The organism is Roseobacter ponti, from assembly GCF_012932215.1.
Lineage (GTDB): Bacteria > Pseudomonadota > Alphaproteobacteria > Rhodobacterales > Rhodobacteraceae > Roseobacter > Roseobacter ponti.
Genome location: NZ_CP048788.1, coordinates 2,103,339 through 2,125,752 on the forward strand (window position 1 = coordinate 2,103,339; position 22,414 = coordinate 2,125,752).

Below are 22,414 nucleotides of genomic sequence, written 5' to 3' on the forward strand. Positions count from 1 at the left end.
AAAAGTGAACATACCATGAACAGGCGCTTTGTAGCAGCCGTGTCGCAGCGGGCTGCATCAAAGCCGGTCAGTTCTGCGTCACGATGTGTCGTTCAGGCAGGACCTGCGACGGTTCTGCGCCGCAGGCTCAGCAGCAGATGCACGCAGGCGCCAAGAAGGAACGCCGCACCTGCCAGCACCGGCAGGCCCGCGTAGCCCATGGCGCCTGCGGTGATCGCCATCACAGGTGTGCCGAGCGTATTGCCGACATTCCCCATCTGCGCCATGGCGCCGTTTGCCTGGGCCTGGGTTTCAGGCTGGTGATTTAGCTGCGGCACGGCGGCAAAGCTCGCGCCCTGAATGAGGCCCATGAAGCCCGCCAGCACCAGAGCCGGCACCGAGCCACCGGGATCAGCCCAGAGCCAGAGCATCGCGAGCGCGCTGCCCGTAAACCCCGTGATGATCACCCCGACCGCCGCCATGACCCGCAGCAACATCACACCCAGCGTCATGGACACACCGATGCTGACCAGAGGCATGGCCCCCATCACAAAGGCGCGGGTTTCCTCGGGGATATAGGGCGGCAGCACGGTCAGGATCGAGACAAAACAGAAGGTATAGAACAGCCATCCGAGTGCTGGTGCCGAAATCGCCGGAGAGGAGTAGATTGCCACATGTTCGCGCAGGATACGGCCCGGCGAGAGCGCCACAGGCGGGCTGTCGATGTCCAGCGCCCGCAGCCGCCGCCCGAGATAAAGCGCAAAAACCGACAGATAGAGCGCATGAGCAACAAGCAGCGCCGGAAGCCCGCCGATTGCCACCAGCGGCAGCCCGGCCCAGGCGAGGATCGCAAAGGCGACGCCGAAAAACGTGCCCCAGAGCGTCATCGCCAGACCCCGGTCACCGGGTGCACAAAGCTGCGCGATGAGTGTGGGGGCCGCGACAACAAGGGCCAGATGCGACAGACCTTCGAGCGCGCGACTTGCCAGCATCCAGGGCAGCGGCGGCAGCAGCGCCTGAAAGGCCGAGAGCGCGGCGCCCGTCCACAGACCCCAGAGGAGCGCCCGCCGGTACCGCACCCGCGCCACAAGCAACCCGGCGATGACACCACAGAAAATACCCAGGATACCGACGCAGGAGACAATCAGCCCGAGCGCATTGCCGGCCTGCGGATAAATCGCCGGCAGCTGATCAAAGGTGGCGCTGAACTTTCCGTATTGCGCGGCTGCTCCCAGCCCTGCCCCCCAGAGCGCAAAGACCAGCCCCCAGTTTGTTTTCTGCATGGCCTGAGCCTCCCTCAGGCGCTTAGTGACAGAGCACGCGGGCGCGGGCAATCACAAGGATCAGGTGTGCCCGGAGGCCTGCGCCGGGTCCTGCACAGGGAACGGGGCGCTTTCCTGTGTGACAGGCTGCGGTTGCGCTGTGCCGGCGCCGCCATTCTCCATCAGACGCCGGGTGATCACGCGCATCACGGACATGCCAAAGCTCGGATCTTCGAACTGCAGCCGCATAAAACGCCTTTCATCAATTTCGTAAAGTTCGGAGTCCTCGGTGCAGCGTACGGTCGCCGTCCGTACGGCATCGTCTGTGAAAAACGCAATTTCACCAAAGATTTCACCGGCAGCGAGTTCGACCCCCACCTCTTCGATCAGCACCCGTCCGGAGCCCAGGAAATAAAGCGCATCCACCGGATCCCCGCGGCGGAACACAATGGTACCGGCGCGGGTTCTGCGTGCCTTGCCATAGCGTTTGATGACTGAGAAATCCGGCAGTTCGCTGAGCGCGCCTTTTTTGAGCCTGCCGCGCAGGGACAGAATCTGCCAGAACCGCCATAAATTGATCGGCAGGAGTAAAAGTTCCATCGCAAGCAGCGGCCAGAGCTGCAGAATGGCCGCGTAAATGGCGAAACAAACAGATGAGGCGATGGCGAGTATGCGCAGCGGCATCATCGTGTTCATCGCATATGTCGCAACTGTCAGCGCTGATGCAAGCCAGCCGATGGCCTCGATCCCGTGCAGCGACATCAGTTCAGTCATGCGTCAGTTTCCACCCCTTGCACCTCGTTAACACGGCTCAATCCGCAGATAACGCACCTCCCGGGGCGATGCAAAGGGAGATCCGGCTCAGGGCGTGAGGAACCCGGGTGGCGTTCAGACCCGCACCGTCACGCTGCAGTTTCCGTCGGCCGGGACTGGTAGCTACGGTATAGGCGAACGGTGGTAGCGCGGCCGCACCGTCGTCAAATTAGCCAGCGCCGCAATCCAGAGCCCCGACAGCAGAATGCCGCGGCGGGCAGCCACGGCATCTGTCAGTTCCGGTGCTGCCACCGGCTTCGTGCCTACATGTGAATGACCCGGTCGTAGGCGTCGAGCACGCTTTCGTGCATCATTTCGCTCAGCGTCGGATGCGGGAAGACGGTATTCATCAGGTCCTCTTCAGTGGTCTCAAGCTGTCGCCCGACCACATAGCCCTGGATCAGTTCCGTGACTTCGGCACCCACCATGTGCGCACCCAGCAGTTCGCCGGTTTTCGCGTCAAAGATGGTTTTGATCATGCCTTCCTGTTCGCCCAGAGCGATGGCTTTGCCATTGCCGATGAACGGAAAGCGTCCGACCCTGATCTCATAACCCAGCTCTTTGGCTTTCGCTTCGGTATAGCCTACGGAGGCAACCTGCGGATGGCAGTAGGTGCAGCCCGCGATGGTCTCGGGCTTGACGGGATGCGCATGTCTGCCGGCAATCAGATCAGCGACCATGACGCCTTCGTGGCTGGCTTTATGGGCCAGCCAGGGCGCACCGGCGATGTCACCGATGGCGTACAGCCCCTCGACGCCGGTGCGGCAGAATTCATCCGTCACGACATGCGTCCGGTCAACTTTAACGCCGAGTTCTTCAAGCCCCAGACCTTCGGTATTCCCGACGATGCCCACCGCGGAGATCACGGTGTCAAACTCGTGTTTCTCGACCTTGCCGCCAACTTCGATATGCGCGGTCACTTTGCCTTTGGCGCGATCAAGCTGTTTCACCATCGCCTTCTGCATGATCTTCATACCCTGCTTCTCAAACGACTTTTTCGCAAAGGCGGAGATCTCGGCATCTTCGACTGGTAGTACGCGGTCCATCACCTCTACAACAGTCGTGTCGGCTCCGAGTGTGTTGTAAAAGCTCGCAAATTCGATGCCGATGGCGCCGGAACCGATCACCAGCAGCTTTTTGGGCATGTGTTTGGGTTGCAGCGCGTGTTTGTAGGTCCACACCAGGTCACCGTCAGCTTCAAGCCCCGGCAGTTCGCGCGCCCGGGCCCCGGTAGCAAGCACAATATTTTTTGCTGTCAGCTCTTCGGTGGCCTTGTCAGTTTTCACCGAGACCTTGCCTTTGGCGGGGATGGTCGCCTCGCCCATAAAGACGGTGACTTTGTTCTTTTTCATCAGATGTCCGATACCGCCCGAAAGCTGCCCTGCGACCTGGCGGGACCGTTTGACCACAGCGTCGAGATCATAGCCCACGTTGTCAGCTTTCAGGCCGAATTCCTTTGCCCGGTGCATCAGATGGAAGACCTCGGAGGAGCGCAGCATAGCCTTTGTCGGGATACAGCCCCAGTTGAGGCAGATGCCACCCAGATGCTCACGCTCGATGATGGCAACCGACATGCCCAGCTGCGCGCCTCGGATGGCCGCAACATAGCCTCCCGGCCCTGCACCGATCACGATAAGATCAAAGGATTTTGCCGCCATGAGTTGTCCTCGCCTGTTGACTTCCGGAGTATAGTTTACCGTTAAACTATAATCCGGAGAGCTTCAACAGAGGGACGAGCGCGAGATTGCCGCACCCGTTGCCGCCCGAAGTACCGGCCCGTTTTCAGGCCGCCTGCGAGGTCTGTAAAGACCGCACTGTCGCACCGTAACCACCGCCCGCGGTAAAGGCCGCTTCCGGAGCCGTATCAGACCGGCTGAGAGCGGCATTGCGGAACGGGAAGCGCCCGAACAGCCGGATCACCGCGCGGTGTGCGCGTGCGTGCAGCAGGGTTGCGTTACCTGCATCCGACAGCCGTTCACAGACGAGCCGGACACAGCGGTCCTGATCGCAGAGGTTTTCGGAATGCATCAGCGGCATGTAGAACATCTTGCGTGCGGGTTCGTCGATGCGCATGTCCCAGTTCCGCTCGATGGCCGATTTCGCTGCAGCCAGTGCTGCGCCGTCCGTCGAATAGGACTTTGCCGTACCACGGAACATATTGCGCGGAAACTGATCGGTCAGAATGATATAAGCCAGCGCGCCGGTGGGATAAGTCAGCCAGAGCGAATAGGCCCCTTCCCGCGCACTTTGCCACGCCTGCTCAAAGCGGTCGCGGATTTCTGCGTCAAACGCGTCTGATTTCCTGAACCAGCCCTCCGGGCCAACCTCGTCCAGCCAGAAGCGCAGTATTTCATCGGGGCTCATCATCAATCCTCCCTCGTTCACCACATCCCCGTGGTGAGTGTATGCCTGTTTCACTTTTCCAGCCTATTCACGATTTGCGTCAGTGCGACATATTCAGGTGTCATTTTCTGTCTTTTCATCCTCAAGTTCTGTTTCGATGATGTATTCCTGTGCATATTCATGCGCCAGGGAACTGTAGGTGGGCGAAACGGCAACATACGCACCCGTTTCTTCCGACGGGATCGGCCGGGCCACTGTCGAGCGGTAAGCGGCATAGGCCACGAGCGCGGCAAAGAGGCAGCCTGTAAAAAGATAAAATCCCGGCGGGCCCACCGCTTCGATCATATAGCCGGTGATCAGCGGACCGGAGATCGCGCCGAGGCCGTTGATGAAAATCAGACCGCCGGATGCCGCCGCCATATCCTCGTGTTCCAGAAAATCATTGGTATGGGCAATCAGCAGTGAATAGAGCGGGTTTGAAACGCCCCCCACAACAAAGGCCGAGAGCAGCAGCAGCCGGAAGTCTTCCCCCAGCGTCATGCCAAGTGCAGAGCCGGCCACGCCGACTGCTGCGGTGATGACCACCAGAAAGCGACGGTCCATACGGTCGGAGATCCACCCGATCGGGTATTGCAGCAGCATGGACCCGACAAAAAACATTGCCACAAAGGTCGAGATCTGCCCGACGCTGAGGCCTGCTTTGGCACCGTAAACCGGTGCCATGCCGAACTGGGCCGAAAAGATACCGCCAAGAATGAACATGCCCACCATGCCCAGGGGCGAAAACCCGTAGAGCGTACGCAGGCTCATCGGCTTGGTGGTGTCGAAGGCGGGCGTGGGGCTGATCGACAAAAGAATAGGCGTGATCGCCACCGATACCAGAACCGAAGGAATGACAAAAAGCACGTAGCCAGACGGGTCCGCGGTCACCAGCAGGGCCTGACTGACCACAATGCCGGCCGTCTGCACGATCATATAGAGCGAAAGCGCTTGGCCGCGGTTGGCGTTCGTCGCCGCGTTGTTGAGCCAGCTTTCCGCCGTCACATAGACAGCCGAAAAACAGAACCCGATCAGCACGCGGCCCAGCGTCCAGACCCAGACATCCGTCAGCGTCGGGTAGATGATCATCACCGCAGAAATGAGCGATGCGAGCGCGGCAAAGACCCGCACGTGCCCGACCCGCCGGATCATGCCCGGCGCCATGCGCGAACCTCCGAGAAATCCTGCGAAGTAGGCCGACATGACGATCGACATCTCAAGGGTGGAAAAGCCTTCGATCTCACCCCGGATGCCGAGCAGTGTGCCCTGCATTCCGTTGCCGACCATCAGAAGGCACATCCCGAGGAGAAGCGCCCAAGCGCTGGATAAAACCTGTAGCATCCGCGGTCTCCGCCGTCAGTCGTGGGAGGTACGACTCAGCGCACCCTGCCTCATGGCCCGCCGTAGATCAGGCCCGTGTGCGACGCAACAGGTCGTATTGGGCCGTCAGCGTTTTTGCGGGATCAGCAGCGAGGAATCGCCGTAGGAGAAGAAACGATACCTGCGGTTGATGGCGTGGGCATAGATGTCGCGCACCGTTTGCGGCCCCATCAGCGCCGAGACAAGCATCATCAGCGTTGATTTCGGCAGGTGAAAATTGGTCATCAGTGCATCGGTCACGCGGAACTCAAAGCCGGGATAGATGAAGATGTCCGTATCGCCTTCCCAGGCGCCGATTTCTCCGTCCTGTGCTGCGGTTTCGATCAGGCGCAGCGCGGTCGTACCCACCGGAATGATACGGCCGCCGCGGGCTTTGGTCTGCCTGATTTCTGCGGCGGCCTCAGCGCTGACCCGGCCGCGTTCAGCGTGCATCCTGTGGGTGGTCACGTCGTCGACCTTGACCGGCAGAAAGGTCCCTGCCCCGACGTGCAGTGTCACATGGGTAAAGGCGACCCCGCGCGCCGCAATCCGTGCCAGCAGAACCTCATCAAAATGCAGCGAGGCCGTGGGGGCCGCGACTGCCCCTTTGTTACGGGCAAAGACTGTCTGGTAATCCGTGTGGTCCCGCGCGTCGGCGGGCCGTCTGGCGGCTATATAGGGCGGCAGCGGCATTGCACCGGCAGCATTCAGCGCAGCATCGAAATCATCGCCCGCGAGATTAAAGCGCAGATGGCCCTGCCCCTCATCAGTACCTTCAAGCACCGCATCAAGGTCGGCACCAAAGCGCACACTCTCCCCCACACGCAGTTTTTTCAGGGGCCGGATCAGAGCCGACCAGGTTCCGTCGCTGCGGGGCTCCAGCAGCGTGGCGTCAATGCGGGCCTCCGTCCGGCCCTGGGCGCTCATTCTGACCCTCGTGCCGGTCAGCCGTGCCGGGATCACACGCGTATCGTTGAGCACAAGCCGGTCCCCCGGCTGAAGCAGGTCCGGCAGATCTGATACGATCCTGTCGGTGACTGCACTGCCCTCAGCCACCAGCAGGCGCGCAGAGGTGCGCGGCACCGCCGGACGGGTCGCGATCAGCTCTTCGGGCAGGTCAAAATCAAAGTCACTCAGCTTCATGCGGGCGCTTTACCGGTCCGAGCCCTCGACCACAACCGGGCGCTCGCGCGGGGCCGGTGCCTGGCGTGGTGCCTCCCCTTCTGCCAGCGGAACATCCGGCTTCGGTGCCCGGAACAGATCGCGGATGCCTCCGGGTGTCAGCGCCGTCAGCGGATTGACAGAGACCTGCGGGGCCGCCGTCGTGCCCCGTATGGAATAGTTGAACCCGAAGAGACCCTCACCTTTGCGGGTAAACACGCTCCCGATCCCGTTGAGCAGATAAACCGGCGAAATCACGCCCTGCATCGCGATCAGGCCCGTGTCCGGCACGAAAACCCCGTCCATTGAAAGCCCCATGGAGGAGCCGACGGCACTGGCCTCGCGCAGGGTGATCCTGGAGGGCGCCAGCCTGAAATCCGCATCCACCTGAGAAAAGTAAATGCCGTCGCCGCCGATTTCATTCACCAGACCCACGATACTGACCGCATTGAGCAGGGCCGCCATGGCCGGCGCGTCCACCACGCTGATGTCTGTGACTTTGAGCCTGCCGTCGAACGCACCACCGGTACCGACCGGTGTGAGCACCAGCTCAAGCTGTCCGCCGCGCCCCTGTTTGAGCACGCCTGCCGCCGCGACCACCGCGCCGGCGTCTGCGGCAGTTATGCGCACCGCACTGCGTCCGCCGCGCGGGATCATCTCACCCGACACGGCTGCCGCGCCGTTGACCGTCCCTGTGAAATTCCCCGATAGCCCGCTGCCACCGGTCGTAAAGCTGCCGCGCAGATCCCGCACTGCAATGGCGTCACTGACCTGCAGCGTATCGAGGCGCACATTTAGCGGTGCCCGCGGCGCATTGCCTGAGGATTTTGCAAACCCGGCCCGCCGCAGATCAAGCGATCCGCCGTTCACGGTGATCCCGACCGGCACCCCGTTGCCCCGACCGGTGATAACAACCGGAGCATCAAACCAGTTCCCGATCCGCACCCGCGACAGGCGGATCCGGTCCAGCGCGCCGCCGTCTTTGATCAGAAGATCGCCCCTGGCCTCCAGTCCGGGGGCCTCCAGCGTGAGCCGTTCGATCACCGGCGGGGTGCTCAGGGCTGCTCTGATTTCGAGCGTGCCTGCGGTATCTGCAGGTTTGGACCAGCTGACCGGATCGATGCGCACGGCCATGCCGCGCAGATCGGACGTCAGCTGCAGCGCGGGAGGCTCTCCGCGCGTCAGTTCAATGCCGATCTTCGCTTCAGTTCTGCCCGAAAGCGTGCCATCGGGCAGGTTGATCCGGAAGCTCTCCAGAACGGCGGGCGTGATCACTGCGGTGCCATCGACCCGGCCGGGTGCGGGCGGTCTGTCCCCGATGGGCTGCCGCCAGGTCACGTCAAACGGCAGGCCATCAAGATCGCCCGCACCGGACAGTGACACCGCCTCGTCTGAGGCCACAAGCCCGAGCACCGGTGCGCGCAGCAGCCGGTCGGGCACGATCGCATCCGATGTGACATCCGTCACCGCGCCCTGCAGATCAAAGCTGACCATGTTCACCGGCACCCCCTTTTTCAGGGGCAGCGAAATGGTCCCCGCCACCCGCGCCCTGCCACTGGCAATCTGCGGAGTGCGACCGGCTTTTTCCATCACGCTGAGCGGCGGCAGATCAAGCAGGGAAAGTGCCGCTGGAACCGCGCCACTGGCGCGCAGCCTGACGACACCCGGCGGGTTTTCACGGATTGTCACATCCGGAATGATAAAAGCTGTGCCCGTCACATCAACCGACCCGCCCTGCGGGGCCTCGACCACCCCCTCGTCGGCGACAACCACAAACCGGTCAGCAGCCAGGGTGGCATGGCCCCGCGCTTCTTTGAGGTTCGGCATGGTGCGCATGAACCGTGCTTCCGCACCGGTGAAATCAAAGCTCAGAAACGACTGAGGTCGGGCACCCGGCCGCAGCCTGACAGCCCCCGATATATTCTGCATCACGCCGGTTCTGACGTTCTCGGCGATCCAGCGACGGCTCTTTGGTTTGACACGTTCAGGCCAGAGCTCCAGCAGACGCGCGGGGGTCAGCTCATCCAGACCGCCATCAAGCGCCACGTCCCAGCCACGGCTGTCGGCGCCCACGCGGCCGCTGGCGTTCAGAATGCGGCCCTGGTCCTCGATCTGCAACCTGCCCACATCGAGCGAAAACGGGTTCAGCCGCAGACGGAAATCCAGCTCCGCCGCCGCCACCGATACCGGCGCGGGATAAAGATCGGCAGGGTTTACACTCAGGCCGCTGAGCCGGAACTGCCCGGTGAGATCACCGATCCTTCCGGCCTCTCCGACACCGATCGCGGCCTGTCCTTCCAGCCGCCCCTCGCCCCACTGGCTGACCACTGACAACTCGTCAAAGCGCAGAAGCTGCTGTTGCGGCAGATAGGTGAAATAACTGCGCGCGCCCTCTATTGGAACGGCGCGCGACTCCGGTGTAGGCTGGATCACGCCTGCGCCGATCTGAAATGTCGCATTGAGCGGACGGAAGGTGCCCGCATCCGTTACCCCGCCGCGCAGCGCACCGGAAATCGGCGCCCGCAGCGCGCCAAGCCAGGCAAAGGCGGGCCCCTGAGAAGCAACGTCACCCGCATCCAGATCCGAGATCGTCACGCCGAACTCAGAAGCCATCTCACCGATCCGGCCACTGTAGGTTGCCGCCAGTGTCGCGACGCCCGACCCGCCCCCCAGAAGCGCCAGATCCACCGCGATCTGCAGGCCGTCCTCCTGACGGTTCAGGCGCAGACGCCCGCCATCGATGGTCCATGCACGATTGGCGCGCTGATCGACGTATCGCAGCGTGACGGCAGATATGCTGGCCCGCGTGAGCGTTGACAGACCGGGCCGCAGCAGCGCCACGTCCATCTGCGAGATCAGCTGTGCCAGATCGGCCGCTTCACGCCGTACCGGTTGCGTGCCGGCAGCAACTCTGCGGGACACCCCGGAAAGTGCAATCCGGCCATCCTCTGTGCGCAGGAGCGACAGGAGCACGCCGCTGGCATCGACCGACCGCAACGCCACCCTGCCGCGCAGCAACTCCTCCATTGCGACGCTGACGCGCAGGTCGGAAAATGTCACGATTTCGGCGCCCTGCGGCGTGGTAAAGGTGACATTGCGCACCGATGCCCGGGGGCGCCAGCCCTCGTCCACAACCATCACCACATCGCCGAAGCTGACAACGGCGTCCGGCACCGCTTTTGCAATGCGGTCCTCAAGTTCCGCGCGCAGCCACTGAGGTGCCGCCATCTCGCGTCCGCTCAGCCAGAATGTACTTGCTGCGAGCCCCGCCGCGAGCACGCATAAAACGGCCAGCGACCACAACCTGCGGCGGCCTCTGCGGCGCCGCGGGCGCGGCGCATCCTGATCCCTCGGGTCACGTTTCAAATCGCTGGCGGCCTGTGGTGGTCTGGCCGGTAACCGGCCCTTGTTCGCATGAAAGGGCTTGGCAGGTGCCATCCCCGCTCTAGTATGTCATTCGAACATCATCCTGAAAAGCCACGAGATTGTTATGCCAGAGATTTCCCAGCCCGCTCCCGACTTTACGCTGCCTGCGACCGGCGGCCACGATGTGACCCTGTCTGATCTGAAAGGATCACCGGTTGTGCTCTTCTTTTACCCGCGCGACGACACGCCGGGATGCACAAAGGAGAGCATCGGCTTTTCCGAAGCCCGCGCGCAGTTTGAGGACGCCGGGGCATCGGTCTTCGGGGTCTCTAAGGACAGCCTCGCCAGCCACGAGAAATTCACAACCAGGCGCGAACTCACGGTTCCGCTGCTGTCCGATGAGAACGGCACGGTCTGCGAGGATTACGGCGTTTGGAAAGAGAAGAACATGTACGGCAAAAAGTACATGGGGATCGAGCGCACCACTTTTCTGATCGCCGGTGACGGTACGATCGCGCGGGTCTGGAACAAGGTCAAAGTGCCCGGACATGTCGAAGAGGTGCTTGAAGCGGTGCGCGCATTGTGAAGCCGCTGGCTGAGATGGCGGTGGATGTGTTGACCACCGCTGACGGGCGCGAAAAGACGGCTTTGTCCCGTGAATATGCGGCCTTCTGGCAGGCGGCCAGAGGTGCCGGCGAAACACCCGGGATCGGGCGCGCTGCCCCGCCGCGTCATCCCGCGCGCCCTGCTGCCCCGGAACTGCTGAGCCCGCGTGACGTGCCCAGACGCCGCCCCGGGACACCGGCGGGTCGCATTGCCCTGCTGCATGCTGTGGCACATATCGAGCTTAATGCCGTTGATCTGCACTGGGACATCATCGCCCGGTTTGCGCATGTGAAAATGCCCATGGGGTTCTATGACGACTGGGTGAAAGCGGCAGACGAAGAATCCAAACATTTCAAATTGATGTGCGACTGTCTTGAAGAGGAAGGCAGCCATTACGGGGCGCTGCCGGCCCACGCCGGCATGTGGCGTGCGGCGGAGGATACGGTCGATGACTTCATGGGGCGGCTCGCGGTGGTGCCCATGGTGCTTGAAGCGCGTGGCCTCGATGTGACCCCGGGTATGATCGAGGTCTTTCGCCGTGCTGATGCAGGCTCTGCGGTGGCCGCGCTTGAAACCATTTATGAAGAAGAAGTCTCCCACGTGGCTTACGGATCGAAGTGGTTTCACTTTCTCTGCGGGCGCCATGACGAGGACCCCAAAGAGCGTTTTCACGCGCTTGTCACCCGCTATTTTCACGGGCCGCTGAAGCCGCCTTTCAATGAGGAGAAGCGCGCAGAGGCCGGTATCCCTCCCGATTTTTACTGGCCCCTGACAGAAGAAGTCTGAGGCCAGGACCCTGAAAATCGGCGGCTTTTTGCCAGTTTAAGCCTGTTCAACGAATGGTTGCGGGGCTGGTATTCATAGACGCTTGCTCCGCAGGACCCGCTTCACTATGCACGACCCCGGAGAGGTTAAGGGTTCGGGGGACCCTTTTTCTGAACGGAACGGAACAGGGAGAGCCGCGTGCGGACACGACTGGCCATCAGAATTCATGCAGCACTTGAGCATGCCTTTCCCGAACGACGCGTCTTTCTTAAATCTGACCAGGACACCCGTTTTATCCGCCTGAAGCCCGAGACACAGCTCGTGGCCTATGCAGGTGGCGCTGCCCTCGTCGCCTGGGCAATTATCGCCACCGCGATCCTGCTGATGGACAATCTCGGGGCCGGTAATTTCCGCGAGCAGGCGCGCCGCGACCAGACAACCTATCTTGCCCGGCTGAACGATCTTTCCGATCAGCGTGACCGGCGCGCCGCCGAAGCGCTCGCGGCACAGGAACGCTTTAATGCAGCTCTCGATCAGATTTCGGTCATGCAATCGCAGCTGCTGGAATCGGAAACCCGCCGGCACGAGCTGGAGACCGGCATCGAAGTGATCCAGACCGCCCTGCGCGGCACGATGAAAGAACGTGAAGAGGCCCGCCAGGCACTCTCTGATCTGATCGAGAAAGCCGGCGATGAGGACGGGTCCGTTCTGGCCTCCGCACCTGCCGCCTCAGACAGTGCACCCGTCGATTTCCTGGCGGATGCTCTGGCGCGCACCGCAGCCGAGCGTGATCAGGTGGTGGCCGATGCGCAGGAAGCGCTGCGCCATGCTGATGATCTGGCTTTTGAAATCGCGCTGATGAAAGAAGACAACGACCAGATCTTCCGGAAACTCGAAGAGGCGATGACCATATCGGTCGAGCCGCTCGACAAGATGTTCCGCGAGGCGGGGTTGCCCACCGACCGGATCCTTGATCAGGTCCGGCGCGGATATTCCGGACAGGGCGGTCCGCTGACGCCGCTGTCGTTCTCGAGCCGTGGCGAGGAGATCTCGCCAGATTTTCTCCGGGCAAACCGACTGCTGGGGCAGATGGATACTCTTAATCTTTACCGGATCGCTGCCGAGAAAGCGCCATTTGCACTCCCGGTCAAACGGGCCTTCCGGTTTACCAGCGATTACGGCTTTCGCCGCGACCCGAAGACCGGTGGCCGGCGGATGCATAAAGGCGTGGATTTCGCGGCGCCGTCCGGCACTGACCTGCATGCAACCGCGGACGGTGTGGTCACCCAGGCAGGGTGGCAGTCGGGCTATGGCAGGCTGATCAAAATACAGCATGAATTCGGAATTGAGACGCGATATGCGCATCTGTCGAAAATACGCGTCAAAGTTGGGCAAAGGGTCTCGCGCGGCGATCATATCGGTGATATGGGTGCTTCCGGACGGGTGACCGGCGTGCATTTGCACTATGAAGTGCGCGTAGGTGGGAAAGCTGTGAACCCAATGATCTATATCAAGGCTGCAAAAGATGTTTTCTAAGAGCAAAATCAACGAACCGGGCCCTAAGCAGGGCGACTCCGACACACCGAAACCCGCATCGACCTCCGCGCCGGCGACACCTTCGCCCAGCGAGTTCAAAGCATCGGCGCCCAAGCCCAAGCCGCCCGCCTCTGTGCTGTCGTCTGATCTGCACGTGACCGGCAATATGAAAACCAATGGTGACATTCAGGTTGAAGGCACTGTTGAAGGCGACATCCGAGCGCATCTGCTGACCATCGGCGAAACCGCCACGATCAAGGGCGAAGTTGTTGCCGATGATGTGGTTGTGAACGGCCGGATCGTCGGACGTGTACGCGGGCTCAAGGTGCGTCTGACCTCCACGGCGCGGGTCGAAGGCGACATCATCCACAAAACCATCGCCATCGAGAGCGGTGCACATTTCGAGGGCTCCGTGCAGCGTCAGGACGATCCGCTGAACCCCGGCGCCAAGACGACACCGGCGGCCAAGCCGAACCCCGCTTCCTGAGCACATACGATCTGAATTCGATTAAATGCGCCGCCCCCCGGGGCGGCGTCCTGCGTTTCAGGGGGTGTCTGCAGCGATCTGAACATCGCTTTCGGGCATCGTGCCGGAGATTTCCAGCACCAGCTTTCGGCGCACGGCTTCGGCGAACTGCGCACGCCCTTCGGCGGTGACCATGAACGCACCCGGCCCGCCGATGATCCGGTTGGTGTATTCCTCTTCGAGATTCGCACCGGCGCGGCGCCCGTCTTCGGGCCGCAGGATCGGCAGAGCATTAATCGTAATCCCGGCAGCCAGAACTTCGGCGCGTGCGTCCCGGATTGCTGGCCCGGAAGAGTTGCGGATGCTGTCGCCGGAGAAATCGATCACAGCACGGGGCGCATAGATGTCGTTTTCCTCGATCAGCCGCTTGCCTTCCAGCAGCGCGGTGCCGATGGCATTGCTGCCATAGGCCTGGCGCGGCGGACCGGTGAGCGCGTCAGCAAAAGCTCGCGCCGTTTCCGGCCCGTCGACGATTGTCCAGTCAACGACAACCGCGGTATTGGTGGCCCATTCGACATAGATCACCGCGACATTGCCATAAAGAGAGGTCTGAATGGCGGCGATCACACGCGGGTCGGTGATAGCCAGCGCATAGCCCTGACGCTGAAAGGCCAGCTCGTCAGAATCAATGGAGCCGGATGCATCAGCAAGCAGCACAAGCTCAAGCCCGACCTCGCGCTGGGTCTGGGCCGCGAGCGGCGTGGCGATCAGGGCGAGCAGGAAAATGAAAAACCGTGTCATGACTAAAGACGTAGCACGGCTTTTGACCCGGACAATTCCGGGGCGCGCCGCAACCGGCGCGTGCGGGTGGATTTGCAGACCTTATGCCGAAAATTGAGGCAGGATAAGAGGCTGTGGCACCGCGCATCAGAGCCGCTACGCGACAGGGCGACAGATCACGCCGCGGTTTCGGTTAGTGCTGCATCAAAAAGGGCGCGCCATACAGCGCGCCCCTGATCACGTTGCTCCGGGTCCCGGCTTATTCGGTGACCCGGACCGTCTGCATCACATCAGGGACACCGATGACGGCACCGTTGGGCCCTTCGCCGCGCTTGATTGTATCGAGCACATCAAGTCCTTCGACTACCTTGCCCACGACCGTGTACTGGCCGTTAAGAAAGTGGCCGTCAGCGAACATGATAAAGAACTGGCTGTTGGCGCTGTTGGGGTCCTGTGCGCGCGCCATTCCGACGATGCCCCGATCAAAGGGCACCTGAGAGAACTCAGCGGCCAGATCCGGCTCCTCTGAGGCACCTGTGCCGGCGCGGCGCATATCTCCGCCGAGCTTGCCGTACTGCACATCACCTGTCTGCGCCATGAAACCTTCGATCACCCGGTGGAAGACCACATCGTTATAGGCGCCCTCCCCGGCCAGCGTCGTGATCCGCTCCACATGCTGCGGCGCCACCGTCTCAAAAAGCTCGATCACAATCGTCCCGCTGGCCTCACCGGCCACATCAATCTCAAGCCCTGTGGCCATTGCGGGGCCGGCCATCATCATCGCACCGGCAATATACTTAAGCATCCGCAGCAACCTTCACTGAGATCATCCGGTCGGGCTCCGCAGGCGGCTCGCCCCGGGCAATCGCGTCGACATGCTCCATGCCCGAGATCACCTGGCCATAGACCGTATACTGACCATTAAGGAAATCATTGTCTTTGAAGTTGATAAAGAACTGGCTGTTCGCACTGTCGGGGTTCTGCGAGCGGGCCGCACCGATCGAGCCGCGCGCATGCGGGATCTTTGAGAACTCAGCCGGCACATTCGGCAGATCAGACCCGCCCGTTCCGGCCATGCGCAGGTTGAACCCGTCTTCCATATCGCCGTGCTGCACGTCGCCGGTCTGGGCCATGAAGCCTTCGATCACGCGGTGGAATGCGACGTTGTCGTAATGCCCTGCCCGCGCAAGTTCTTTCATGCGTTCGGTGTGTTTGGGGGCCACGTCAGGCAGCAGCTGAACGGTCACGGTGCCGCCTTTCAGCTCAATCAGAATGGTGTTTTCGGGGTCTTTTATGTCGGCCATCTGGCCCTCCTGCTTAAATCTTATGGCAGATTACCTAAGCCCTGACGGGCGGAATGCCAAGCCGGAGCATTGACCCGGGCGCGGATAAGCGCAAAACATCGCCGGGCAGAATGTATCAAGGAGTGGGAAATGGCCTGGAAGACGCTCGACGACATGGATCTCAGCGGCAAAAAAGTGCTGGTACGCGTGGACATAAACGTCCCCGTCGAGGACGGGCGCGTGACCGATACCACGCGGATCGACCGGATCGTACCGACCATCCGCGACATTCTTGCCGCTGGCGGGCTACCGGTAATGCTGGCGCATTTTGGTCGCCCGAAAGGTAAATTCGTCCCTGAGATGTCGCTGCGTGTGACAGTGCCGGCGCTGGAGAAGGCGCTCGGTCAGGAGATTACGTTTATTGAGCGGCCTGATGCGGCGATTATTGCAGCGCTGCCGGAAGGATCTGTGGCGCTGGTTGAGAACACGCGTTTCGCGGCCGGCGAAGAGGCAAACGACCCGGCCATGGCGCAGTTTCTTGCCAGTCTGGGCGATATTTATTGCAACGACGCGTTTTCCGCCGCGCACCGTGCGCATGCGTCGACCGAAGGTGTGGCCCGTCTGCTGCCTTCCTGTGCAGGGCGGCTGATGCAGGCGGAACTCTCCGCACTTGAGGCCGCTCTCTCTTCGCCCGAGCGCCCGGTAGGCGCGGTTGTGGGGGGGGCCAAGGTATCGACAAAAATCGCCCTGCTCGAAAATCTGGTCGGGCGGCTTGATCTGCTGGTGATCGGCGGCGGGATGGCCAATACGTTTCTTGCCGCTCAGGGCGCAGAACTCGGCGCCTCCCTGCAGGAGCCCGACTATCTTGTAACTGCCCGGGCAATTATGGCGCAGGCCGAAAAGAGCGGGTGCCGCGTTCTGTTGCCGGTCGACGGGCTTGTGGCCCGTGCCTTTGAGGCCGGCGCTGATCACGAGGTCGTGGCTCTGGGGCCCGATACTGTGCTCGACGACGATCAGATGGTGCTTGATGCGGGACCAGAGAGCGTCAAAGCCGTGGCCGCCGCTTTTGAGGATCTAAAAACTCTGATCTGGAACGGGCCGATGGGCGCCTTTGAGATCCCGCCCTTTGACCAGGCAACCAATGCCGCTGCTGCCGATGCCGCGGCGCGCACCAGAGCGGGCACGCTGATTTCTGTGGCAGGTGGCGGCGACACGGTTGCTGCACTCAATCAGGCCGGCGCGTCGGATGATTTCACCTATATCTCAACGGCCGGCGGTGCGTTTCTGGAGTGGATGGAGGGAAAAACGCTTCCGGGCGTCGCCGCACTCGGCTGACGGGCAGGAAAACGCCGTAATACCTATGAAATTGCGGTATTTTCTGTGAAAAAAGGATTCACAGACCAGCTTGCATGTGTCATAGTTTCGTCATGCCCGCTAAGAGGCAACGACGAGGCAGACAGCAGATGACCCGCACCACACGCCCCGCTCTGGGACCTTTCGTGTTCTTTACGCTCGCGCTCGGGCTGGCGACTTACTTTACCTTTGCCGCCGTTCAGGGCGATTTCGGATTGTTCCGGCGCGCCGAGATCACTGCCGATGCGGACGTGCTGCGCCGCCAGCTTGCCGGGGTCAGCGCCGAGGTTGTGCGTATGGAAAACCTGACACACCGGCTGTCGGACGATTATCTCGATCTTGACCTGCTGGATGAGCAGGCCCGTCGCGTTCTCGGACGCATCCGCGCCGACGAGATTGTCATCCGCTGAGGCGCGGCAACTGCCCGCGTTTGGCGCGGCAGAATGACCCTCGCATCTCCGTCCCGAATCCGATAAACATTAGTTTAATACTAAACTATCTGCCCGGCGCGCCGGGTGCTGTGATGGAGGATCGCCCGTATGGCCACCCGCAAGGCTGCGAAGAAACCGAATGTTTCAGCCGAAGAGCTGAAAACCTACTACCGCGATATGTTGCTGATCAGGCGGTTCGAGGAAAAAGCCGGTCAGCTTTACGGAATGGGGCTTATCGGCGGTTTCTGCCACCTCTACATCGGTCAGGAAGCGGTCGTTGTGGGGCTTGAGGCAGCAGCGGAGGAAGGCGACAAACGCATCACCTCCTACCGTGACCACGGCCATATGCTGGCCTGCGGTATGGATCCCAACGGCGTGATGGCCGAGCTCACCGGTCGCGAGGGCGGCTATTCCAAGGGCAAGGGCGGCTCCATGCATATGTTCTCCAAAGAGAAGCACTTCTACGGCGGTCACGGGATCGTCGCAGCCCAGGTGCCGCTGGGGGCCGGTCTGGCCTTTGCGGATAAATACCTTGAGAATGACCGGGTGACCTTCACTTATTTCGGCGACGGTGCGGCGAACCAGGGCCAGGTCTATGAGGCATACAACATGGCCGAGCTCTGGAACCTGCCCGTGGTTTTTGTAATTGAAAACAACCAGTACGCCATGGGCACATCGACAAAACGGTCAACGCATTCACCCTCTTACTGGGAACGCGGTGCGGCCTACGGCATCAAGGGCGAAGAGGTCGACGGCATGGATGTGCTTGCGGTGAAAGCTGCCGGCGAGAAGGCCGTTGCGGTCTGCCGTGCGGGCGAAGGCCCCTACATTCTCGAGGTCAAAACCTACCGCTATCGCGGTCACTCCATGTCGGATCCTGCCAAATACCGGACCCGTGAGGAAGTGCAGAAGATGCGCGACGAGCGTGATCCCATCGAGGCCGTGCGTTCCATGCTGCTGACCGGCAAACACGCCACCGAAGAGGACCTCAAGGCCATCGACAAAGAGATCAAGGATATCGTGAACAACAGCGCCGAGTTTGCAAAGGAGAGCCCTGAGCCGGCGCTTGAAGAGCTCTGGACCGATATCTACGCAACCGAAGTTCCGCAGGAGGCCTGATCCATGGCAACAGAAATTCTTATGCCCGCGCTCTCGCCGACAATGGAAGAAGGCACGCTTGCAAAATGGCTGGTCAAAGAGGGCGATAGTGTCTCTTCCGGCGACATCATGGCCGAAATCGAAACCGACAAGGCCACCATGGAATTCGAAGCGGTGGACGAAGGCACCATCGGCAGGATCCTCATTGAGGAAGGTACCGAAGGCGTCAAAGTGAACACTGCCATCGCCATTCTGCTGGAGGAAGGTGAGAGTGCTGATGATATCGATGTCAGCGCCACCGCGGCACCGGAGGCTGCACCCGCAGCCGAGGCGGACAACGAAGAGGCCCCGAAGGCGGCCGCTGAGGCGTCCGCCCCTGCCGCGCCGCAATCGGACACGTCGCCGGACTGGCCCGAAGGCACGACACTCAAGCAACAGACCGTGCGCGAAGCGCTGCGCGATGGCATGGCCGAAGAGATGCGTCGTGATGACACCGTGTTTTTGATGGGCGAAGAGGTCGCCGAATATCAGGGCGCCTATAAAATCAGCCAGGGTATGCTGGATGAGTTCGGTGCCAAACGCGTGATCGACACACCGATCACCGAACACGGTTTTGCCGGCATAGGTGTCGGCGCGGCTTTCGGTGGCCTGCGACCTATCGTCGAGTTCATGACGTTCAACTTCGCAATGCAGGCCATTGACCACATTATCAACTCGGCCGCTAAAACGCTCTATATGTCGGGTGGTCAGATGGGCGCGCCCATGGTCTTCCGCGGCCCCAACGGTGCGGCGGCCCGCGTGGGTGCCCAGCACAGTCAGGACTATGCCGCCTGGTATATGCAGGTGCCCGGTCTGCGCGTCGTGATGCCCTATTCCGCGTCCGACTATAAAGGTCTGATGAAAACCGCGATCCGCGATCCCAACCCGGTGATTTTCCTCGAGAATGAAATCCTCTACGGGCGTAGTTTCGATGTGCCGGAGATGGACGATTATACTGTGCCCTTCGGCAAAGCCCGGATCTGGCGTGAAGGCGAAGATGTGACCATCGTGAGCTTCGGCATCGGGATGCAGTACGCATTGCAAGCCGCTGAAAAACTTGCGGAAGACGGCATCAGTGCTGAAGTGATCGATCTTCGGACGCTGCGCCCGATGGATACGGCCAGCATCATCAGATCGGTGATGAAGACCAACCGCTGCGTCACGGTTGAGGAAGGCTGGCCGCAGGGCTGCGTCGGCAATTACATTACGTCCGTGATCATGCAGGAGGCCTTCGATTATCTCGATGCACCGGTGATCAACTGCACGGGCAAAGACGTGCCGATGCCCTATGCCGCCAATCTTGAAAAACACGCGCTGGTGACCACCGATGAGGTGATCGAAGCCGTGAAAAAAGTCACCTACAGGTAAGGAGCGCGTAGCATGCCCATTGAAATTCTGATGCCCGCCCTCAGCCCGACCATGGAAGAAGGCACGCTTGCCAAATGGCACGTCAAAGAGGGCGACACTGTATCTTCCGGCGATATCATGGCCGAAATCGAAACCGATAAGGCGACGATGGAATTCGAAGCCGTTGATGAAGGAAAGATCGGCAAGATCCTGATCAGCGAAGGCACAGAAGGCGTCAAAGTGAATACCGCCATTGCTGTGCTTCTGGAAGATGGCGAAAGTGCAGACGACATCGGGGATACCGGGTCCGCGCCTGAAGCAGAAACCTCGTCCAATGCCGCGCCGGCAGAAGCCTCTGACGCTACGGCGCCTGCCGCAGGTCACGGGCGGGGTGCCACTGATGCCACGCCGGCACCTTCCGCACCGGCTGCGACCGATGGCTCACGGATTTTTGCGTCTCCGCTCGCACGCCGGATTGCGGCTGACAAGGGCCTTGATCTGAGCGCAATCACGGGCTCCGGCCCGCATGGCCGTATCGTGAAATCTGATGTGGAAAACGCCAAAGCCGGCGACGCCCCCGCCAAAGAGGCCGCACCGGCGGCAAAAGATGCAGCCCCCACGGCAAAACCGGCCAGCGGACCGGGAGCGGATGCCGTCATAGCCATGTACGAGGGACGTGAGTTCGAAGAGGTCACGCTCAACGGTATGCGCAAAACCATCGCCGCCCGTCTGACCGAAGCGAAACAGTCGATCCCGCATTTCTATCTGCGCCGGGATATCGAACTGGATGCACTGATGAAATTTCGCAGCGATCTCAACAGGCAGCTGGAAAGCCGTGGCGTCAAGCTCTCGGTAAATGATTTCATCATCAAAGCCTGCGCACTGGCGCTGCAGGCTGTGCCGGATGCAAACGCTGTCTGGGCAGGTGACCGGATCCTGAAGCTTACCCCGTCAGACGTCGCTGTTGCCGTTGCCATTGACGGTGGTCTGTTTACGCCGGTCCTCAAAGACTCTGAGATGAAATCGCTCTCCGCGCTCTCTGCGGAGATGAAGGATCTGGCCACCCGCGCGCGGGACCGCAAACTGGCACCGCATGAATATCAGGGTGGCAGCTTTGCGATTTCAAATCTGGGGATGTTCGGGATCGATAACTTCGACGCGGTGATCAATCCGCCGCACGGCGCGATCCTGGCAGTCGGCGCAGGCGTTAAAAAACCTGTTGTCGGAAAAGACGGAGAACTCGGTGTTGCAACCGTAATGTCGGTCACGCTTTCGGTAGATCACCGGGTAATTGACGGTGCACTCGGCGCGCAGTTGCTGGCGGCGATCAAGGAAAATCTTGAAAATCCGATGACGATGCTCGCCTGAGCGGCAACAACCCGCATGTTTCATAACGAAAAAAGCCGGGGGCAAACGCCCCCGACTTTCTCTGTTCATGTAGATGTCAGTATCAGCCCCGATCAGGACCAAGCATATGGTTCATGGAGACAGAGGGCTGGTCGCACCCTGCCTCGCCCACGATACGTGCAGGAATGCCCGCCACGGTTTTGCACGGCGGCACCTCTTCCAGCACCACGGATCCTGCGGCAATCCGGCTGCAGTTGCCCACGCGGATGTTGCCCAGCACCTTCGCACCGGCACCGATCAGGACGCCATCACCGATCTTCGGATGGCGGTCCTCTTCTTCCTTACCGGTTCCGCCAAGCGTCACCGAGTGCAGCATCGAAACATTATCCCCGACAACCGCTGTCTCTCCGATGACGATCGAATGGGCGTGATCAATCATGATCCCCTGCCCGATTTTCGCGGCCGGGTGGATGTCAACTCCAAAGATCTCAGACACGCGCATCTGCACGAAATAGGCCAGATCCCGGTGACCCTGTTTCCAGAGGTGGTGACCCACCCGATAAGCCTGCGTCGCCTGATAGCCTTTAAAATACAGGATAGGCTGCAGCAAACGGTGGCAGGCCGGATCGCGTTCGTAAATCGCCACCAGATCTGCCCGCGCGGCCCGCACAAGCCCGGGATCGGCGGCATAGGCCTCCTCGACAATCTCGCGAACCACCACCATCGACATCTCATTTGACGCCAGTTTGGCGGCGATCCGATAGGAGAGCGCTTTCTCTATGCTTTTGTGATGCAGAATACAGGCGTGCAGAAAACCGCCCATAAGGGGCTCATCCAGTGCAGCCTGCCGGGCCTCCGAGCAGATCTGATCCCATGCCGGATCCACCGAGGTGATGTTTGTTTTAAGTTCTGCCATAACACTTATCCTTTTGGAGGCCTCAATAGACTATTTAAGTGCAAATCTCCAAACGCAAAGCTGTGATGGACCGAATTCAGGCTGGTGATGTGCCGTTGGCAGGCAGGCACGCTTTCACTGACGGC

At 61.0% G+C, this 22,414-nt stretch carries 20 protein-coding genes; 9 read left to right on the forward strand and 11 right to left on the reverse strand.

What is annotated here, in order from left to right; genetic code table 11:
• Positions 1-92: 92 nt before the first annotated feature.
• The 7 genes from G3256_RS10085 to G3256_RS10115 form a co-directional block, all read right to left on the reverse strand.
• Positions 93-1,262, reverse strand: a complete 1,170-nt coding sequence (locus G3256_RS10085; protein WP_169640695.1) for an MFS transporter — start codon at positions 1,260-1,262, stop codon at positions 93-95.
• Between the two features lie 60 nt (positions 1,263-1,322).
• Positions 1,323-2,015: a Crp/Fnr family transcriptional regulator gene (locus tag G3256_RS10090; RefSeq protein ID WP_169640696.1), complete on the reverse strand. Its 693-nt coding sequence runs from the start codon at positions 2,013-2,015 to the stop codon at positions 1,323-1,325.
• Between the two features lie 302 nt (positions 2,016-2,317).
• Positions 2,318-3,712: a dihydrolipoyl dehydrogenase gene (lpdA, locus tag G3256_RS10095; RefSeq protein ID WP_169640697.1), complete on the reverse strand. Its 1,395-nt coding sequence runs from the start codon at positions 3,710-3,712 to the stop codon at positions 2,318-2,320.
• A 124-nt stretch (positions 3,713-3,836) separates the two neighbouring features.
• Positions 3,837-4,421, reverse strand: coding sequence for a DUF924 family protein (locus G3256_RS10100; RefSeq protein ID WP_169640698.1), 585 nt, complete (start codon positions 4,419-4,421; stop codon positions 3,837-3,839).
• A 90-nt stretch (positions 4,422-4,511) separates the two neighbouring features.
• Complete coding sequence (locus tag G3256_RS10105) at positions 4,512-5,777, reverse strand: MFS transporter (protein WP_169640699.1); 1,266 nt, start codon at positions 5,775-5,777, stop codon at positions 4,512-4,514.
• 105 nt (positions 5,778-5,882) lie between these two features.
• On the reverse strand, positions 5,883-6,938 hold the full coding sequence (gene queA / locus G3256_RS10110; RefSeq protein ID WP_169640700.1) for a tRNA preQ1(34) S-adenosylmethionine ribosyltransferase-isomerase QueA: 1,056 nt from the start codon (positions 6,936-6,938) through the stop codon (positions 5,883-5,885).
• 9 nt (positions 6,939-6,947) lie between these two features.
• On the reverse strand, positions 6,948-10,394 hold the full coding sequence (locus tag G3256_RS10115) for a hypothetical protein (RefSeq protein ID WP_246227524.1): 3,447 nt from the start codon (positions 10,392-10,394) through the stop codon (positions 6,948-6,950).
• Between the two features lie 52 nt (positions 10,395-10,446).
• Here G3256_RS10115 and G3256_RS10120 point away from each other — a divergent pair, with 52 nt between their 5' ends.
• The 4 genes from G3256_RS10120 (at position 10,447) to G3256_RS10135 (ending at position 13,716) form a co-directional block, all read left to right on the forward strand.
• Entirely contained in the window at positions 10,447-10,908 is a 462-nt protein-coding gene (locus tag G3256_RS10120) for a peroxiredoxin (protein ID WP_169640701.1), read from the forward strand.
• The gene (locus G3256_RS10125) at positions 10,905-11,714 is read left to right on the forward strand and encodes a ferritin-like domain-containing protein (protein WP_169640702.1); all 810 of its coding nucleotides are present in this window, start codon (positions 10,905-10,907) and stop codon (positions 11,712-11,714) included. Before G3256_RS10120 ends, G3256_RS10125 begins: the two co-directional genes overlap by 4 nt.
• A 177-nt stretch (positions 11,715-11,891) precedes the next feature.
• Entirely contained in the window at positions 11,892-13,229 is a 1,338-nt protein-coding gene (locus G3256_RS10130; RefSeq protein ID WP_169640703.1) for a M23 family metallopeptidase, read from the forward strand.
• Positions 13,219-13,716 carry a bactofilin family protein gene (locus G3256_RS10135; RefSeq protein WP_169640704.1) on the forward strand — a complete coding sequence of 166 codons (498 nt, stop codon included), beginning with the start codon at positions 13,219-13,221 and terminating at the stop codon, positions 13,714-13,716. Before G3256_RS10130 ends, G3256_RS10135 begins: the two co-directional genes overlap by 11 nt.
• A gap of 57 nt (positions 13,717-13,773) precedes the next feature.
• On the opposite strand, the gene G3256_RS10140 is transcribed toward G3256_RS10135, so the two are convergent.
• From G3256_RS10140 to G3256_RS10150, 3 genes are all read right to left on the reverse strand, one after another.
• Positions 13,774-14,496, reverse strand: coding sequence for a DUF1194 domain-containing protein (locus G3256_RS10140; RefSeq protein ID WP_169640705.1), 723 nt, complete (start codon positions 14,494-14,496; stop codon positions 13,774-13,776).
• A gap of 238 nt (positions 14,497-14,734) precedes the next feature.
• Positions 14,735-15,280 (reverse strand): peptidylprolyl isomerase, encoded by a 546-nt coding sequence (locus tag G3256_RS10145; protein ID WP_169640706.1) that lies wholly within the window; start codon positions 15,278-15,280, stop codon positions 14,735-14,737.
• A complete protein-coding gene (locus tag G3256_RS10150; protein WP_169640707.1) occupies positions 15,273-15,779 on the reverse strand; it encodes a peptidylprolyl isomerase in 507 nt (168 codons plus the stop codon). Before G3256_RS10150 ends, G3256_RS10145 begins: the two co-directional genes overlap by 8 nt.
• 129 nt (positions 15,780-15,908) lie before the next feature.
• On the opposite strand from G3256_RS10150, the gene G3256_RS10155 reads away from it, so the two are divergent.
• The 5 genes from G3256_RS10155 to G3256_RS10175 all read left to right on the forward strand — a co-directional run bounded on the left by G3256_RS10155 (position 15,909) and on the right by G3256_RS10175 (position 21,394).
• Positions 15,909-17,093 carry a phosphoglycerate kinase gene (locus G3256_RS10155; RefSeq protein ID WP_169640708.1) on the forward strand — a complete coding sequence of 395 codons (1,185 nt, stop codon included), beginning with the start codon at positions 15,909-15,911 and terminating at the stop codon, positions 17,091-17,093.
• A gap of 128 nt (positions 17,094-17,221) precedes the next feature.
• Positions 17,222-17,521, forward strand: a complete 300-nt coding sequence (locus tag G3256_RS10160) for an FtsB family cell division protein (protein ID WP_169640709.1) — start codon at positions 17,222-17,224, stop codon at positions 17,519-17,521.
• A gap of 129 nt (positions 17,522-17,650) precedes the next feature.
• Complete coding sequence (gene pdhA / locus G3256_RS10165; RefSeq protein ID WP_169640710.1) at positions 17,651-18,661, forward strand: pyruvate dehydrogenase (acetyl-transferring) E1 component subunit alpha; 1,011 nt, start codon at positions 17,651-17,653, stop codon at positions 18,659-18,661.
• 3 nt (positions 18,662-18,664) lie between these two features.
• Positions 18,665-20,047, forward strand: coding sequence for a pyruvate dehydrogenase complex E1 component subunit beta (locus G3256_RS10170; RefSeq protein WP_169640711.1), 1,383 nt, complete (start codon positions 18,665-18,667; stop codon positions 20,045-20,047).
• Positions 20,048-20,059: 12 nt separating this feature from the next.
• Positions 20,060-21,394 carry a pyruvate dehydrogenase complex dihydrolipoamide acetyltransferase gene (locus tag G3256_RS10175; RefSeq protein ID WP_169640712.1) on the forward strand — a complete coding sequence of 445 codons (1,335 nt, stop codon included), beginning with the start codon at positions 20,060-20,062 and terminating at the stop codon, positions 21,392-21,394.
• A gap of 82 nt (positions 21,395-21,476) precedes the next feature.
• On the opposite strand, the gene cysE is transcribed toward G3256_RS10175, so the two are convergent.
• A complete protein-coding gene (gene cysE / locus G3256_RS10180) occupies positions 21,477-22,289 on the reverse strand; it encodes a serine O-acetyltransferase (RefSeq protein ID WP_169640713.1) in 813 nt (270 codons plus the stop codon).
• Positions 22,290-22,414: the final 125 nt, after the last annotated feature.